General features: G+C 66.3%; 12 protein-coding genes. 10 read left to right on the top strand and 2 right to left on the bottom strand.

The annotated features are described in order from the left end of the window. Positions 1 to 3: 3 nt before the first annotated feature. From CAP2UW1_RS16895 to ahbB (CAP2UW1_RS25720), 4 genes are read left to right on the top strand one after another with little or no spacing between them, the layout of a single operon-like run. Positions 4 to 1,167 carry a cytochrome D1 domain-containing protein gene (locus CAP2UW1_RS16895; protein ID WP_015767841.1) on the top strand — a complete coding sequence of 388 codons (1,164 nt, stop codon included), beginning with the start codon at positions 4 to 6 and terminating at the stop codon, positions 1,165 to 1,167. Between the two features lie 5 nt (positions 1,168 to 1,172). Continuing rightward, entirely contained in the window at positions 1,173 to 2,153 is a 981-nt protein-coding gene (gene ahbB, locus CAP2UW1_RS16890; RefSeq protein ID WP_015767840.1) for a siroheme decarboxylase subunit beta, read from the top strand. Beyond that, positions 2,146 to 2,634 carry an AsnC family transcriptional regulator gene (locus CAP2UW1_RS16885; RefSeq protein WP_015767839.1) on the top strand — a complete coding sequence of 163 codons (489 nt, stop codon included), beginning with the start codon at positions 2,146 to 2,148 and terminating at the stop codon, positions 2,632 to 2,634. The genes ahbB (CAP2UW1_RS16890) and CAP2UW1_RS16885 overlap by 8 nt, the downstream gene beginning before the upstream one ends. Further along, complete coding sequence (gene ahbB / locus CAP2UW1_RS25720; protein WP_015767838.1) at positions 2,631 to 3,116, top strand: siroheme decarboxylase subunit beta; 486 nt, start codon at positions 2,631 to 2,633, stop codon at positions 3,114 to 3,116. The genes CAP2UW1_RS16885 and ahbB (CAP2UW1_RS25720) overlap by 4 nt, the downstream gene beginning before the upstream one ends. Positions 3,117 to 3,208: 92 nt before the next feature. On the opposite strand, the gene galU is transcribed toward ahbB (CAP2UW1_RS25720), so the two are convergent. Next, on the bottom strand, positions 3,209 to 4,126 hold the full coding sequence (galU, locus tag CAP2UW1_RS16875) for a UTP--glucose-1-phosphate uridylyltransferase GalU (protein WP_015767837.1): 918 nt from the start codon (positions 4,124 to 4,126) through the stop codon (positions 3,209 to 3,211). Between the two features lie 228 nt (positions 4,127 to 4,354). Further along, complete coding sequence (locus tag CAP2UW1_RS16870) at positions 4,355 to 7,798, bottom strand: mechanosensitive ion channel domain-containing protein (protein ID WP_015767836.1); 3,444 nt, start codon at positions 7,796 to 7,798, stop codon at positions 4,355 to 4,357. 347 nt (positions 7,799 to 8,145) lie between these two features. On the opposite strand from CAP2UW1_RS16870, the gene CAP2UW1_RS16865 reads away from it, so the two are divergent. The 6 genes from CAP2UW1_RS16865 to CAP2UW1_RS16840 all read left to right on the top strand — a co-directional run bounded on the left by CAP2UW1_RS16865 (position 8,146) and on the right by CAP2UW1_RS16840 (position 15,681). Then, complete coding sequence (locus tag CAP2UW1_RS16865) at positions 8,146 to 10,401, top strand: CHAT domain-containing protein (RefSeq protein ID WP_015767835.1); 2,256 nt, start codon at positions 8,146 to 8,148, stop codon at positions 10,399 to 10,401. 155 nt (positions 10,402 to 10,556) lie between these two features. After that, complete coding sequence (locus CAP2UW1_RS16860) at positions 10,557 to 12,053, top strand: patatin-like phospholipase family protein (RefSeq protein WP_015767834.1); 1,497 nt, start codon at positions 10,557 to 10,559, stop codon at positions 12,051 to 12,053. 80 nt (positions 12,054 to 12,133) lie between these two features. Next, entirely contained in the window at positions 12,134 to 12,790 is a 657-nt protein-coding gene (locus CAP2UW1_RS16855) for a paraquat-inducible protein A (protein WP_015767833.1), read from the top strand. Next, positions 12,787 to 13,419, top strand: coding sequence for a paraquat-inducible protein A (locus tag CAP2UW1_RS16850; protein ID WP_015767832.1), 633 nt, complete (start codon positions 12,787 to 12,789; stop codon positions 13,417 to 13,419). Before CAP2UW1_RS16855 ends, CAP2UW1_RS16850 begins: the two co-directional genes overlap by 4 nt. Continuing rightward, the gene (locus CAP2UW1_RS16845) at positions 13,412 to 15,079 is read left to right on the top strand and encodes a PqiB family protein (protein ID WP_015767831.1); all 1,668 of its coding nucleotides are present in this window, start codon (positions 13,412 to 13,414) and stop codon (positions 15,077 to 15,079) included. The genes CAP2UW1_RS16850 and CAP2UW1_RS16845 overlap by 8 nt, the downstream gene beginning before the upstream one ends. Beyond that, positions 15,076 to 15,681 (top strand): PqiC family protein, encoded by a 606-nt coding sequence (locus CAP2UW1_RS16840; protein ID WP_015767830.1) that lies wholly within the window; start codon positions 15,076 to 15,078, stop codon positions 15,679 to 15,681. Before CAP2UW1_RS16845 ends, CAP2UW1_RS16840 begins: the two co-directional genes overlap by 4 nt. The last annotated feature ends 105 nt before the right edge of the window (positions 15,682 to 15,786 follow it).

Raw genomic sequence — 15,786 nt, 5'->3', positions numbered from 1 at the left:
ACGATGAACAGACTGTTTGCCCTACTGTGGATTGCCCTGCTCACCGGTTGTGCGGCGCCGCCCTTGCGCGGTACCGGCGACCTCGGTCTCGTCATCGAGCGTGCCAGCGGTCAGGTCACCCTCGTCGACACGAGTCGGCGCGAGCCCTACGCGCGCATCGGTGGATTCGGCGACCTGTCGCATGCTTCGGTGGTCTATTCACGCGACGGCCGCTATGCCTATGTCTTCGGCCGTGACGGCGGCCTGACGAAAGTCGATATGCTGACGGCGCGAATCGTCAGGCGCGTGCTGCAGTCGGGCAATGCCATTGGCGGCTCGATCTCGCAGGACGGCCGCATCGTCGTCGCCCAGAACTACACTCCGGGCGGCATCAAGGCTTTCGATGCCGAGACCCTCGAACTGCTCTCCGAAGTGCCGGCCGAATATGCACCCGGGAGCTTCTCGAAAGTCGTCGGTCTTGCCGACCTGTCGGGCAACCGCTTTGCCTACGCCCTGTTCGATGGCGGCGAGATCTGGGTGAGCGACTTCTCCGATCCGCGGCGGCCACGCACGCAGCGCTATCCGGCCGGGCTGCAGCCGTATGACGGACTCGTCACTCCCGATGGCCGCTACTATCTGGCTGGCCTGTTCGGTGAGGACGGCGTCGCCCTGCTCGATACCTGGCAGCCGGAGCAGGGTAGCCGCCGCATCCTGGCGAACTACGGGCGCGGCCAGGAGAAGCTGCCGGTATTCAAGATGCCGCACCTGCGCGGCTGGTCGCTGGCGCAAGGCAATGCCTACCTGCCGGCAATCGGCCGGCACGAAGTGCTGGTCGTCTCCGGCAGCAACTGGCGGGAAGTCGGCCGCATCAAGGTCAAGGGCCAGCCGGTGTTCGTCATTGCCCGGCCCGACGGCCGGCAGGTGTGGGTCAACTACGCGTTCCCCGACAACGGCTGGGTCGAGGTGATCGACACGCTGACCGGGCAAGTGGTGCGTACTCTCGAACCGGGGAAAGCCATCCTGCACATGGAGTTCACGCCGCGCGGCGAGCAGGTCTGGATCTCGGCACGCGACGACGACAAGGTGCTGATCTACGATACGGCGACCTTTGCCAGGATCGGCGAGTTTACGGCGCAGGCGCCGAGCGGCATCTTCTTCACCAGCCGCGCGGGGCGGACAGGATTCTGACCGCGATGACCGACGACGCGCTCGACTTCCGTCTGCTCAACGATTTCCAGCGCGATTTCCCGCTGTGTTCGGCGCCGTTTGCCGAGCTGGCCTCCCGCCTGGGTGTCGCCGAGAGTGCCGTCCTGCGCGTTCTCGAGGTGCTGCGCCGCGAGGGCAAGGTGGCGCGCGTCGGCGCGGTCTTTGCCCCCAAGCGGATCGGCGCCAGCACTCTGGCGGCGATGGCCGTGCCGCCGGAAAAACTGGATGCGGTGGCGGCGGCAGTGACGCGCTTTCCCGAGGTCAACCACAATTACGAACGTGAGCACCACTACAACCTCTGGTTCGTCGTCACCGCCGGTTCGGAAGGGCGCCTGCAGGCGGCGCTGGGGGCGATCGAGTTGGCGGCGGGGCTGTCGCTTCTCCAGTTGCCCCTGCTGCAGGAATACCACATCGACCTCGGCTTCTCGCTCGACGGGAAGACCGACAAAGCGGTGCCAGGCAACGTGCTAAGGCGGGCTTTTGTGCCTCCGACACCGCTCGGCGAGATCGAGCGTCGTCTGGTGATGGCCCTGCAGGAGGGCTTGCCGCTGTTCATCCGGCCGTTTTCGGTCCTCGCCTCGCGTGTCGGCTGCGACGAGAGCGAGGTGATCGAGCGTATCCGTCGCTGGTGTGCCGAGGGAATCATCAAGCGCTTCGGCGTCATCGTCAGGCATCACGAGCTGGGCTACACGGCCAATGCCATGCTGGTGCACGATGTCCCCGATGAACTCGTCGGCCAGATCGGCGAGACCCTGGCGCGCGAAGCGGGCGTCACCTTGTGCTATCAGCGCCCGCGCGTTCCGCCGGAGTGGCCCTACAACCTGTTCTGCATGCTCCACGGCCAGGCACGCGCCGAGGTCGAGGCGCGGATCGCCGAGCTGCGGGCCCGCCTGCAGCTCGGCGAGTATGCGCACGATGTGCTCTTCTCGCTCACCCGCTTCAAACAGGGCGGTGCGCGCTATGCGTGAGGCGTTGGCGGCAGCCATCATCGACGCCACCGATCGCGCGATCATCGATCACCTGCAGGGTGGTTTCCCGATCTGCGAGCGGCCTTACGCGCAAGCTGCCGCTGCGCTCGGAATCGGCGAGGACGAGTTGCTCGAGCGCCTGCAACGCCTGCTCGACGCACGCGTGCTGACGCGCTTCGGGCCCATGTTCCAGGTGGAGCGGATGGGCGGTGCCTTCGTTCTCGCGGCGATGCGCGTTCCCGAGGCCAACTGGCAGCAAGTGGTCGACATCGTCAACGCGTTTCCGGCGGTTGCCCACAACTATCGGCGCGAGAGCGACCGCGCTTGCCCGTTCAACATGTGGTTCGTTCTGGCGACCGAGACCGCCGACGGCATCGCTGCCGCTGTGCGCACGATCGAAGCCGCCAGCGGTCTGCCGGTTTTTGCCTTCCCGAAGCTCAGGGAGTACTTCGTCGAGATGAAGCTCCCGGTACGCGCATGAGCGAATCCTTCGACGCCGTCGATCGCCGGCTCGTGCAGGCGACCCAGGCTGGGCTGCCGCTGGTCTCCCGTCCCTACCATAGCCTGGCCGAGCAGCTCGGGATTACGCCCGCGGAGGTGATGGCGCGGCTGGCCCGCCTGCTGGAGAGCGGCATCGTCCGCCGTATCGGGGCGGTTCCCAACCACTATGCCATCGGCTATACGGCCAACGGGATGAGCGTCTGGGACGTGCCCGACGAGCGCATCGACGAACTCGGCGAACGCGTCGGCGCGCTCGATTTCGTCACCCACGCCTATCATCGGCCGCGTCGGCTGCCCGAATGGCCGTACAACCTGTTTGCGATGGTGCATGGCGGATCGCGTGCCGAGGTGTTGGCCAAGGTGGCGGCGATTGCCGAGCTTCTCGGGCCCGTTTGCCGCGCGCACGATGTTCTGTTCTCGACCCGGATTCTCAAGAAGACCGGCCTGCGGCTCGGCGCCTGACGCGCCTCGGGCAGGATCGCTGCGGGCCGCGCCGGTACGTCAGGGGTGAGCCGTGCCTGGTCGGCCAGTTGCCGACAGAAGCGACGCTCGACTCAAACGAGTTCGCGGTCTCTGCGATCGCGCAGTTCAGGAATCTTCTGACGCTCCCTGAGCCAAGCGGAGAACTCGCCACCGAGTTCGGGGTGAATTTCCGCCAGGACAACACTGGCCTGCATCAGCCCCAGCTTGCTGCCGCAGTCGTAGCGCTCGCCGTGATAGCGATAGGCGAGTACCTGCTCGGTCGCCAGCATCGCCGAGATGCCGTCCGTCAACTGGATCTCGCCACCGCTACCGCGTGGCTGCTCACGGATCATGTCAAAAACCGCCGGGGTCAGGATATAGCGGCCAGCAATCGCCAGATTCGATGGGGCGACGCTCGGGTGAGGCTTCTCGATCAGGCCCTCGACGTTCACCAGATCGGACGACACGGCCTTCCCCTTGACGATCCCGTAGCGCCTGGTCTGGTCCTTCGGCACCTCCTGAACGGCCAGGATGCTGCACTGATGCTCGGCGAACAAGTCGGTCATCTGGCGCATGATCGGCGGCTCGCCGAGCATCAGGTCGTCGGCGAGCAGCAGCGCAAAGGGTTCACCACGAACCACACGTTCGGCGCATAGCACCGCGTGGCCCAGGCCGAGGGCCCGCGGCTGGCGTACATACACACAGTCCATATCGTCCGGCTTGATCGAATGCAGCAGGGCGATCAGCGCGTCGTTGCCAACGGCGCTCAGTTCGGCCTCGAGTTCGTAGGCCGTGTCGAAGTGATCCTCGATAGCGCGCTTGTGCCGCCCAGTGACGAAGATCATTTCCCGAATTCCAGCCGCGTAGGCTTCCTCGACAGCATACTGAATCAGGGGCTTGTCAACCACCGCCAGCATTTCCTTCGGGCTGGCCTTGGTCGCCGGCAGGAAGCGCGTGCCGAGACCGGCGACCGGGAAGACTGCTTTCTGAACGTTCTTTCGGACCATCATTCGGATTTCCCCTGCATTCGTCCGGGCCCGCTACCTGGACGAGTCGTCAACTCGTTGGCGTGCTCGCCCGCAACCCATTCTACTCCGGCTCGTTGTGCAGGCCGCGACCTTTCAAGCAGTCCTGGTCGCCGGCCCGCCGCGGGGGCGCCTCGACGCGCTGGTCACCGATCCTGTGAGCATGGTCACCGCAATCGGTCGGGCCACTCGCTACGGGATCCGGCAGACGGATCAGCGCGGATTCCCGGGGTCGGTCTTCGCCTGCCTGGCGTCCTCGATGGTCACGTGCAGTGGCGAACTCGGGTCGAAGTGCAGGTCACGCTGCGGGAAGGCCATGGCGATTCCCGCCTGCTCGAACTTGCGGTTGATGGCCTTGTGCAGGTCGGTCACCGTCGCGCTCCGGTGATCGATATCGTCGACGAAGGCGCGCAGGGTGAGCGTCAGCGAATTGTCGCCGAAAGCATCGAAGCTCACCCCGGGCTTCGGGTCGGCGAGAACGTGTTCGTGCTCGTCCGCCGCCTCGCGCATCAGTGCGTGTGCACGGTCGATGTCCGTGCCGTAGGCGACGCCGACGCTCACCTTGACGCGCGTCACCGGGTCCGACAGCGACCAGTTGAGCAGGCGGCCGGTGATGAACTCCTTGTTCGGCACCACCAGTTCCTGGCGGTCGGCGTTACGAATGGTGGTGGCGCGAATGCGGATCTTGGTGACTACGCCATCGGTATTGCCGACGGTGATCAGGTCGCCAACCCGCACCGGCCGCTCGAACAGGATGATCAGGCCGCTGATGAAGTTGGCGACGATCTCCTGCAGGCCGAAGCCGATGCCGACGCTCATGGCGGCCGCCAGCCACTGTACCTGTGACCATTGCGCGCCGAGGGTGTAGAGCGTCAGCAAGGCGCCGCCGGCGACGATGCCATAGGTCGTCAGGGTGGTGGCGGTGTAGCGGCTGCCGGAAGACATGCGGAAGCGCTCGAGCAGGATCATGTCGAGTACGGCTGGCAGTCGCTTGGCCAGTGTCACCGTGCTGATCAGATAGATCAGGGCGACGCCGAGATCGGCGAGTGTGATCGGCAGGCGTCGATCCTCGCCATCGACGGTCGCCGAGCGATACCACAGCGTGATGTCGTCGAGGATCGTCAAGGCCGGGAAAACTGCAGACCAGATGGCGTAAAGGCCGGCCAGGGCGAGCAGCGTGGTGACGATGCCCAGCAACTCGCGGCTGTCCTCGTCCACCGCCGTCAGGTCGAGCTCGGCGTATGCGGTTGGCGGGGCGTTGCCGTCAGGTTCGTCCGGCGTAACGCCTACCGCTGCGTCGGTTGCGGATTCGCCGGCGCGTTCGTTGCTGGCGATCTGGTAGCCGGCGCGTTGGCGCAACAAGGTCAACCAGCGCCAGACGAGCCCATGCAGCAGGATCAGGCCGCAGGCCAGCCAAAGGCTCAGGAGCAGGGAATGCATCATGATCATCGCCGAGTAGACGTAGCCGTTCAGGGTCGTGGCGAGGATCACAAAGGGCGTCGCGACCAAGGCGGGGAACCATAGCGGCTGCAGGCGGAAGATCAGCGCCGGCTGGGCCTGGCGGCGCAGGTGCGCCACTGCGCCACGTGTGGGGTGAAACACGCGGTAGAAGAACACGGCCACCGTCAGGGTCAGGAACAGCAGCGCCAGCCGTGCGACGGCACCGCCGGTGTGTGCTGGATTCAGGTCTACGGCCAGTCGCCCGACGACATAGGCCGGAATGAAGACCCACAGCAGACGTCCGAGTTCGACCCGCAACTGGTGGGTGGCCGGCTCGGGCCACCGCAAGTGCGCCGTGGCCAGTCCTCCGGGGAGGCTGATCTGGCGCAGCGCGAGAAGCATGTAGAGATTGATCGCGACCGCGTTCAGGCCGCCACCGACGGCGTGCGCGAGTGCTGTGCTGTGCGTATGCCCTTGCAGGAGCCCGCCGGTGACGGCGACCAGCAGGGGCAGTGGGCCCGCTTTCAGTAGCGTCCAGCCGCAGGCGCGCAGGGTGTGCCGGAAGCTGTCGGCGCCGGGTTCGCCGACATGCCGCGCGGTGCGTTCGATTGCCGCGGTCAAGGCGCCTTGCTTCCACGTCAGGACGAGTGCGAGCAGCACGCTCAGCCAGAACACGGGCGAGGGAAAGACCTGTTGCTCGAAGGCGCGCACGACATCCGACCGGCGTGCGGGCGCGAGCAGCAACCGTACCTCATCCGGCAGTCGAAGAACGTCATCTGGCTGCGTTCTCGATTGCGTGCCGAGCCAGAACAGGTGCTTCTCGAGAAAGGAGTCGTAGCGGCGAGCCGCCTCGCGCATCTGGTTCTCGGCGGTGTGCAGCTTGCGCAAGCGGTCCAGATAGATCGCCTCGCTCTCCAGTTGCTGGGCGAGCAGAGTCCGCCGCTGCTCGACCAGGGCCTGCAGCGTGTCGTGCAGGGAGTCCGTCTGCCCGGCGGGAAGTTCGGCGGCGAGTGCGGCGACGGCTGCCGGACCATTGGCGAGGCGCGCCGCCTCATCGAGCGAGCGCAGGCGTTGCACGTTGACCTCGGCAATCTTCTGCGCGAGTTCGCGGCCCTTGCGTTCGTACACCTTCAGGTCCGGCAGTGCCTGGCGATGGGCGAGCAGCAGCGGGCCGAGGCCGGCACTGAGTGCGCTGATCTCCGTCGCCGCCTGTTCGCGCCTGTGGTTGGCCCGAATCTGTTCGGCCAGTTGCACTGCCTGCGCCTGCTCCTTGTCCAGCGCCGCGAGCGGGTGGGTTACGGCGTTCAGATCCCTGGCGAGTACGAGGTTGTGCTCGGCAAAGGCGGCCAGGGTCGGGCTCAGCCCGCGCACGGCGTCCAACATCCGTTCCGCTGCCTGTTCGGCCTGTTCGGCCTGTGCCACCCGCCAGGCGTTGTTCAGTGCCTTCAGATCCCTGACGTGCTGGCCGATGCGCTCGATCTTGGCGGTCTTCTCGTCGCGCGTCGCCGCGAGGAGATCCCATTTCATCGGCAGGCTGAGGAGTTCCTGGTCAAGCGCCTGGATCTGCGTGCTGAGGGCGGCATAGCGGGTTTCCAGGCTCCAGCGCCTGGCCTCGCTCAGTCTCTCCGGCTCGTCCGCAGGCGGTGGGCTCTGCAGGGCGGCGGCAATCGCCCGCTGCTGCTCCTGCGCCGTCGCGAGAGTCTGGCGGATAGCCGTCGGTCGGTTTTCCTGATAGGCCAGCTGTCGCTCGATGTCGGCGCGCAGGGCCTGTACCGCCGCGAGGTCGGCCTCCTCGCGCTTGAGATCGCGCGCGATCTGCACTCCGCCGGCGGCCGCGTCGGCGACCTTGGTGGCAGACGGCTGGGCCGCCTGCAAGGCGGCGGTCCGCTGGCGGACGAGATCCGTCTCCTGCGGTGCCGTGCGCATGATCTCGGCGAAAGCGTCGGCGCGCGCCGCGTGGGCGTCGATCTTCGTCAGGTTGCTCAAGCTGTCGCGGTAGAGGGCGATGAGATCGGCGCGACTCTTGGCGTCGAGTTCGGGGTTGCCTTCCGCCTCGCTGATCTTCGCCTGTAGCACCTCCCCAGTCACCAGCAGCGGCGCTGCGCTGCGACGGCCGGCTGGCGCTGTCGCGTCGCTGGCCGCCAGGGCGCCGCACCACAGCGCGAGGATGAACAACAACGACAAAGGCCGCAGGCAGGCTGGCACGGTTTTCGACATGCAGCGCATTCTGGCACAGGCAGTTAGGTCCGCCAAGGAAAAGGCGATTACGGCATTAGCCGTCGGCGTCAGCTCTGGAGCGGGCGCTTTCGGGCGCCCGTCGGGGGTCAAGGGGGGAGTCAGCGGCAGCGTTTGAGCACGGGTGGTTTGACCACGTCTGAAACGGGCTCCTATAATTGACAGGACGTCATGGGAATCCCTGGCCTGACTACCGCTGCGTCCTCCGGGCAAACGTCGCGCAGAAGCCGGTAGACTGCGCGGTCGTCGTGGGAACCCGCAATTGGTGGATGCGGGCCAGCCGCGCCGCCGGGTACAAGATATCGCTGCCGCCACACCGAGACCAATCGATGTCCAAGATCACCGCCCTGTGGCTGTTGCTTTGCCTGTTTCTGATTCCCGGCTGCGTGACGGCGGACGACGTCACTTTGAGTGCGCTCATGCAGAAGGGTGAGCACCATGCGCTGATCAAGGAAATCCAGCCGCGGCTCGACAAGGGCGGCGAAGTCACCAGTTTTCAGCTCTTGCTGCTCGGCAGCGCCTATTATGAAGTCCGCCGCTACCAGACGGTGCTGACCGTCGCCGACCTCATGGACAAGCGGGTCGCCGCCGGCGATGACAACTTTTTCGGCGGGGATTTGTCCGTGTATCCGGCGATCTTCCGTGCGGCGACCTATCTCGACCAGGGCGAATACGCCAAGGCCATCGACTTCGCGGCTCGAGCGGGTAGCCGTCTGAAGCAGAACCAGATCTTCTACCGAGCGCAGCTGATCCAGATCAGCAACATCCTCGGCGTGGCGAACGCCTTTCTCGGTCATCGCGAGGTGGCGCGCGAGCACCTGGCAGTCATCAGCCGGGTTGACCTCGAGAAGAGCAACCTGGGCCCCGAGAAATTCATCGCCATGGCGCGCATCCACATGGCACTGAAGGAATACGGGAAGGCCCTGCTGAGCGTCGACGACCCGCGCGCAGAAGTGCCGGCAAGCCTGAAGATCCATTACGACCCCACCTTTCAGGCGGTGCCGCGTTTTTTCATCCGTTGCAAGAGCCTCTACGAAACCGGCAAGCAGGCGCAGGCCAAACAGGGTTACGACCAGTTGCTGACGCACCCGCAGATCAGCCAGTTCGGTGGCATCCACTGGCGTGTATTGCAGGACCGGGCACGCATTGCGCAGACCGAGGGTGCCATCGCCGAGGCCATCAAGATGCTCGAAAAGGCCATCGAGATCATCGAGCAGCAGCGATCGTCGATCGACAGCGAATCCGGTCGCATCGGTTTCGTCGGCGACAAGCAGTCGCTCTATCACGCGCTGGTCCCGCTGCTGCTCGCGCACGGGCTCGAGGCCCGCGCCTTCGAGTACGTCGAACGTTCGAAGGCGCGGGCACTCGTCGATCTGCTTGCCACACAGAAGTCCTTTGCCGCGCGGCCGCGCGAGGCGCAGGGCGGCGACATCCTGCTCAGGCTGATGGGTGCCGAGTCGGATCTGGTGGCGCTCGCGGCCCCGGAGCAAGTTGCCGCGACGCGCAGCGTCGCGGCTTACGAAATTCGCAGGAGCCTCAAGGCGCAGGCGCCGGAACTGGCTTCGCTGGTCAGCGTGGCGAGTACGCCCTTGAAGGAGATTCAGCAGTCGCTGCAGCTCGACGAGGCGCTACTCGAGTACTACTATACCGACCAGGATCTGGTGGCGTTCGTCGTCGGCAGAGAGGGTCTCAAGGCGGTCAGACTGGAGCGTGCTGGCCTCGAAGACAGGGTCATCAAGTTCAGGGCATCGCTGAGCAACGCCGATTCCCGCGATTACCTGCCGCAGTCCGAGCAGATCTACAACCGCCTGTTCAAGCCACTGCTCGGCTCGCTGAAGGTCCGCAAACTGGTCGTCGTCCCGCATGGCGTCCTGCACTACCTGCCGTTTTACGCGCTGCGTTCCGAGCGGGGGTTCCTGATCGACGACTACAGCCTGCGCGTCGAACCGAGCGCCAGCGTTCTGCAGCTCATTGCGGGGCGTCGGGACAAGGCCGTGACCACCGCCCTCCTGCTCGGCAACCCCGATCTCGGCAACGCGCGCCTCGACCTGCAATTCGCGCAGGAGGAGGCAAGCTCCATCGCCCGCATCCTGCCCAACGCCAAGGTCCTGCTGCGGCGCCAGGCGACGCCAGATTTCGTCAAGCAGCAGGGAGGGCGGTTCCCGATCATCCACTTCGCCGCGCATGGCCTCTTCAATCCGGCGGAGCCGATGAACTCCGCCGTGCTCCTGGCGCCGGACCGGAGCAGCGACGGTCGGCTGAAGGTCAGCGACCTGTATTCGCTTAGCCTGGATGCGAATCTGGTGACGCTGAGCGCGTGTCAGACGGCGCTTGGCAAGGTGACGACCGGCGATGACGTGGTCGGTTTTGCGCGCGGTCTGCTCTACGCCGGCGCCAGTTCAATCGTCTCCAGCCTCTGGGATGTGGACGATCTTGCCACGCGCGACCTGATGGTCGGCTTCTATCAGAACCTGGCCCAGATGGACAAGCAGGAAGCGCTGCGCCAGGCCCAGATCAACACCCGGAAAAAGTATGAGCATCCCAATTACTGGGCTGCTTTCATCCTCACCGGCAACGCCCGCTGAGAAAACCCGCGGGTCGCTCGGCTCCTTGCCGTGCCGTAGTTGTTCGGCGCTCGCGTATGCGCTCAGGCGCATTCCTGGGTGGACAGGCGACCTCGTGCAGGCCCATGTGACGCTGGACCAGGGTGGGGGGTCAGCGCGAGAGCGGACGCGGTAGAATGGCAGTCTTCCCACTCCTCTGGCCTGAACCGATGATTCCATTTCGCGCGCCATTCCTGCTGGCCATTTTCTTGTTGCTCACGCTTGCCGGTTGTGCCACCCGCCCAGTCAATCCGCCGATCACGCAGGCCGACCCGAAGACGGGTTACCGCTTCGAGGTGCGTCAGGCGCACGCCAGGGAAAAGGAAAACCTTGTCATTCTCGCCTTCTCGGGCGGCGGTACGCGCGCGGCGGCCTTTTCCTACGGAGTCCTCGAGTTTCTTCGCCGCACCGAGGTAACGGGAGCGCAGGGCCAGACTGTGCGCCTGCTCGATGCCGTCGACGTCATCACCGGCGTCTCCGGTGGCAGCTTCACCGCGCTGGCCTACGGCCTGTACGGCGACAAGCTGTTCGCCGAGTACGAACAACGCTTCCTGAAGCGCGATGTGCAGGGCGAGATCATTGCCCGTACGTTCAGCCCGCGCCATTGGGGAGCGCTGTGGTCCCTGGGCTGGGGTCGTTCGGAACTGGCGGCGCAGTTGTACGACGAGATTCTCTTCGATGGGGCCACTTTCGGCGATCTGGACCGCGGCCGGGGCCCCCTGATCCTGGCGTCGGCCACCGACATCTCGACCGGCGCCCGTTTTGTCTTCAACCAGACTACCTTCGACGTCCTCTGCTCGGATCTCAATGCCGTGCGGTTGTCGCGCGCCGCTGCCGCGTCGTCGGCCGTACCGGTGGTGCTCTCGCCGGTGACGATCAACAATTATGGCGGCGGTTGCAACACGCAGTTGCCCGGCTGGGTGAAGGTGTTTTCTTCAGCCGCGGAACCGCCGCGGCCGGCGGCGCGCGCGATCCGCTCGCTGAAGGACCTGCAGGCCTACGGGGACGGCGTCCACCGGCCCTACCTTCACCTCGTCGACGGCGGCGTCTCCGACAACGTCGGCATGCGCGCGGTGCTCGATGCGCTCGAAATTTCCCAGGCCCTGCACGAGGTGGGCGCACCGACGCCGCTCGACCGCGCCCGCCGGATCATCGTCTTCATCGTCAATTCACTGTCGTCGCCGCCGACCAACTGGGACGAGTCCGAAGTCCCGCCCGGCACCATCAGCGTCCTGCTGAAGTCGGCCGGCGTGCCGATCGACCGCTACTCGTACGAAGCGGTCGAACTGCTGCGGGACATGGCGGCGCGCTGGCAGACCTTGCGTCTGATCGGCCAGTCGCCAGGCATGGCCGCCAACAAGGATCCCGTGGTTGCCGCCGCGCTGCGCGTGCCGAACGCCGAGATCTATGCCATCGATGTCTCGTTCCCAGCGCTGAAGGACAAGGACGAGTTGGCCTATCTGAATGAACAGCCGACGTCGTTCGTGCTGCCCGACGAGGCTGTCGATCGCCTGCGCGCGGCAGCCGGAACGATCATCATGGACTCGCCGGAATTCCAGCGCCTGCTCAAAGACGTCGGCGCGCGGATCGTGGCCGAGCCGCCGCGCGCGCCGGCAGCGTCCGCCGTGAAATAGCGCACCCCGTTACCGAGCGCGCTCCTGTGATCGCATCTGGCCGGCCCGCTGGAGATCCGCAGAGCGGGTGACCAACAGCCATGCCTGAGCCGAACGCACGCGACTCCTCGCTGGTCGCCTGTCCCGACTGCGATCTGCTGCAGCATCTGCCACCGATTCCGCCGGCTGGCTCGGCACACTGCGCGCGTTGTCATGCGCGCTTGTGGCGCCACAAGGTCGATTCGCTGAATCGGACGTTGGCGCTGGCGGTTGCCGCCGCGTTTCTGTTGCTGATCGCCAACAGCGTGCCGATGCTCGGCCTGGCAGTGGCCGGTCGCGAAGCCTTCACGACGGTGATCGGCGGCGTGCTGGCGATGTGGCGCGACGGTAGGCAGGAGGTTGCCATACTGGTGCTGTTCACGGCCGTGATCGCGCCGGCGTTCGAGATCGCCTGCCTGCTCGCCGTCGTGCTCGCCGTACGCCGGCCGCCGGCGCCTGCCTGGGCGGGCAGGCTGCTGCGCGCCTACGAGATCCTGCGCGAGTGGAGCATGATCGAGATCATGCTCCTCGGCGTTCTCGTGGCGCTGATCAAGATCGCCGAACTGGCGACGGTGATTCCCGGCCTGGCCATGTTCGTCCTCGGCGCACTGGTCTTCCTGCTCGCGGCGATGGCCGCGGTCTTCGACCCGCGCGATGCCTGGGCGCGTGTCGGCTGGGTCGCCGGCGCCTCGACACGGCCAGGGGAGGGCGGACGATGAACGCCCAGCCGGCGACCGCGATGTCGCTCGGGCTGGCCGGCTGCGAGGTCTGCGGGCTGGTCTCGCGACCGCTGGCGGGGCAGCCTCCGCACTGTCCGCGTTGTGGCGAGAGGCTGCATTTTCGCCGCCCGGCGAGTATCGAACGTTGCTGGGCGCTGGTGATCGCGGCGCTGATCCTCTACCTTCCGGCCAACCTGCTGCCGGTACTGACCACCTACACGCCGCTCGGCAGTCAGACCGACACCATCATGCAGGGCGTCGTCGAGCTGTGGTCGCCAACGTCGTGGCCCCTGGCGATCGTCGTCTTCGTCGCCAGCATCACCATCCCGCTCGGCAAGCTGATCGCCCTGGCCTACCTGCTGATCACGGTGCAGCGGGGTTCGCCCAAGTCGAGCCGGCAGCGGGTACGGCTCTACCGCATGGTAAAGTTCATCGGCCGCTGGTCGATGCTCGATGTCTTCGTCGACACCTTCGTCGTCGCCCTGGTACAGCTCAAGCCGCTGATGTGGATGGCCCCGGGCCCCGGAGTGATGTTCTTTGCCGGTGTCGTGGTGGTGACCATGGTCGCGGTGAACTGCTTCGACCCGCGCCTGATCTGGGATCTGCCGCAGAAGGAATGCCATGCCTGACCACGAGACGCTGCCCGATCTCCCCGAAGCGACGTCGCTCGCCAAGCGGCGAACACGCCTCTCGCCGGTGTGGATCATTCCGATCATCGCCGCACTGCTCGGCGGCTGGATCGTGGTGCAGAAGATTCTTGCCGAGGGGCCGACGATAGAAATCAGCTTCAGCTCGGCGGAAGGCCTCGAGGCGGGCAAGACAACGGTCAAGTACAACGGCGTCGACGTCGGCACGGTCGAATCGCTGAAGGTTGCCGCCGATCGCCAGCGCATCAATGCGCGTGTGCAGATGGCACCGGAAACCCGCGACTGGCTGCTCGAGGATACGTCCTTCTGGGTGGTCCGCCCGCGTATCGCCGGTGGCAGCATCACCGGGCTGGGGACGCTGCTCTCCGGCTCCTACGTCGGCATGGCGATCGGCAAGAGCGATTCGCAGGCAAGGTCGTTCACCGCGCGCGACGTGCCGCCGGTGGTGGCCGGCGGCACGCCGGGACGCTTCTTTCGCCTCAAGGCGGCGACGCTCGGCTCGCTCGACTACGGTACGCCAATCTATTTCCGGCGCATCCAGGTCGGGCAAGTCGCCTCCTACAGCCTCGACCAGGACGGACGCGAACTCACCGTCAGGATCTTCGTGAACGCGCCCTACGACCAGTTCGTCAAACCCGAGACGCGTTTCTGGCAGGCGAGCGGGCTCGACTTCTCGCTGAGCGCGAACGGGCTCAACGTCCAGACCGAGTCGCTCGCGTCGCTCTTGATCGGTGGGCTCGCCTTCGACACGCCGGACCTGAACGTCCAGTCCGAGGCCGCCGCGGCGGAGACCAGTTTCGAACTGTTTGCCGACCAGGCCGTGGCCATGAAGGCGCCGGAACGTGGGGCGACGCAGTACGTTCTCTACTTCGACGAATCGGTGCGCGGGCTGTCGGCCGGCGCGCCGGTGACCCTGCTCGGGCTGCCCATCGGCGAGGTCGTCTCGGTGCGTCTCGATGCGGGTGATCGGAAGAAACTGCAGGTGCGCGCGCGCGTGCTGGTTGCCGCCTATCCGCAACGTTTCCTCGATGTTCTCGCCGACCCGCAGGAACTGACCGGCGGCAAGGTGCTGACACCAGCGCTCAGGAAATCAATCATCGAGCAACTCGTCGCGCGCGGCTTGCGTGCGCAGTTGCGCACCGGCAATCTGCTCACCGGCCAGCTCTACGTCGCGCTCGACTATGCTAGCAACCCGGCCAGCGCGAGGATCGACTGGCTGTCCGAGCCGCCGGTCTTCCCGGTGATGAAGGGCGGGCTGACCGATATCGAGGCGAAACTGACGAGCATTCTCGGCAAGCTCGAGCGCCTGCCCATCGACGCCATCGGCAGCGAACTGAAGCAGTCGCTGGCGGCGCTCGGCGCGACGCTGAAGAACGTCGACACGCTCGTCAAACGCTGGGACGGCGAACTGACACCCGAATTGAGCGCGACGCTGGTCGAAGCGCGGCGCAGCCTAGCCGCCGCCGAAGGTGCCTTCGCTGCCGCCGGCAAGACGATGGCGCCAGGCTCGACAACGCTTGAGGACCTGCGCGCCACGCTGACCGAAGTGAAGCGCGCCGCGCAGTCGATGCGCGGGCTGACCGATTATCTCGAGCGCCATCCCGAGGCGCTGATCCGTGGCAAGAGCGAGGAGGGGCAATGATCAAGGCTGCTCGGCAGGGATTCTCCTGGCTGACCGTTCTGCTCGCGGCAACGCTTGCCGGCTGCGCGTCGCCGCCGTCGCGCTTCTACACGCTGGCCGCCATCGCCGGGCCGGACGGCGGCGCCCCGGCCGCCTATGCGGTTGCCGTCGACAGCGTCAGCATCCCGGCGATCGTCGACCGGCCGCAGTTCGTCGTCCAGAAAGGGCCGAACCGCGTCGGCATCGACGAGTTCAACCGTTGGGCGGCGCCGCTGGCCGCCAACATCGCGAGCACGCTCGCCGCGAACCTCGGCGTTCTGCTCGGCACCTCGCGTGTGGTCGCCGGGCCCTTGGCCGCTAACGTCGATCCGGCGTACCGGGTGACCGTCGACGTCCAGCGCTTCGAGTCGGTGCCCGGCGAAACGGTCAGCTTGGATGCCGTCTGGCTGTTGCGCCGGCCGGGCGCCGCGGCGACCACCGGCGGCCGCAGTACGCTGCGCGAAGCGGTCCAGGGTGAGGGCTACGAGGCGCTCGCGGCGGCGCATAGCCGGGCGCTCGCCGGCATCAGTCGCGACATCGCCGCGGCCATTCGCGTCGAGGCGGGCCGCAGCGCCGCGCAATGATCGTCGGTGGCCCGCCGACATCGCCCGGGCTGGCGTAGCGCCCCGGCTCGCCGGCGTCCGGCGCGGCGCCCGTCGGCCTTGCCCTTTGTGGGTGAATCGTTCATC

This window comes from Candidatus Accumulibacter phosphatis (assembly GCF_000024165.1).
Classification (GTDB): domain Bacteria; phylum Pseudomonadota; class Gammaproteobacteria; order Burkholderiales; family Rhodocyclaceae; genus Accumulibacter; species Accumulibacter phosphatis.
This window is presented reverse-complemented; position numbering and strand designations above follow the sequence as displayed.

Bases quoted from the DNA above. Each gene is read 5' to 3' on its own strand.
- CAP2UW1_RS16895 (WP_015767841.1), top strand. From the start codon at position 4: ATGAACAGACTGTTTGCCCTACTGTGGATTGCCCTGCTCACCGGTTGT.
- ahbB (WP_015767840.1), top strand. From the start codon at position 1,173: ATGACCGACGACGCGCTCGACTTCCGTCTGCTCAACGATTTCCAGCGC.
- CAP2UW1_RS16885 (WP_015767839.1), top strand. From the start codon at position 2,146: ATGCGTGAGGCGTTGGCGGCAGCCATCATCGACGCCACCGATCGCGCG.
- ahbB (WP_015767838.1), top strand. From the start codon at position 2,631: ATGAGCGAATCCTTCGACGCCGTCGATCGCCGGCTCGTGCAGGCGACC.
- galU (WP_015767837.1), bottom strand. From the start codon at position 4,126: ATGATGGTCCGAAAGAACGTTCAGAAAGCAGTCTTCCCGGTCGCCGGT.
- CAP2UW1_RS16870 (WP_015767836.1), bottom strand. From the start codon at position 7,798: ATGTCGAAAACCGTGCCAGCCTGCCTGCGGCCTTTGTCGTTGTTGTTC.
- CAP2UW1_RS16865 (WP_015767835.1), top strand. From the start codon at position 8,146: ATGTCCAAGATCACCGCCCTGTGGCTGTTGCTTTGCCTGTTTCTGATT.
- CAP2UW1_RS16860 (WP_015767834.1), top strand. From the start codon at position 10,557: ATGGCAGTCTTCCCACTCCTCTGGCCTGAACCGATGATTCCATTTCGC.
- CAP2UW1_RS16855 (WP_015767833.1), top strand. From the start codon at position 12,134: ATGCCTGAGCCGAACGCACGCGACTCCTCGCTGGTCGCCTGTCCCGAC.
- CAP2UW1_RS16850 (WP_015767832.1), top strand. From the start codon at position 12,787: ATGAACGCCCAGCCGGCGACCGCGATGTCGCTCGGGCTGGCCGGCTGC.
- CAP2UW1_RS16845 (WP_015767831.1), top strand. From the start codon at position 13,412: ATGCCTGACCACGAGACGCTGCCCGATCTCCCCGAAGCGACGTCGCTC.
- CAP2UW1_RS16840 (WP_015767830.1), top strand. From the start codon at position 15,076: ATGATCAAGGCTGCTCGGCAGGGATTCTCCTGGCTGACCGTTCTGCTC.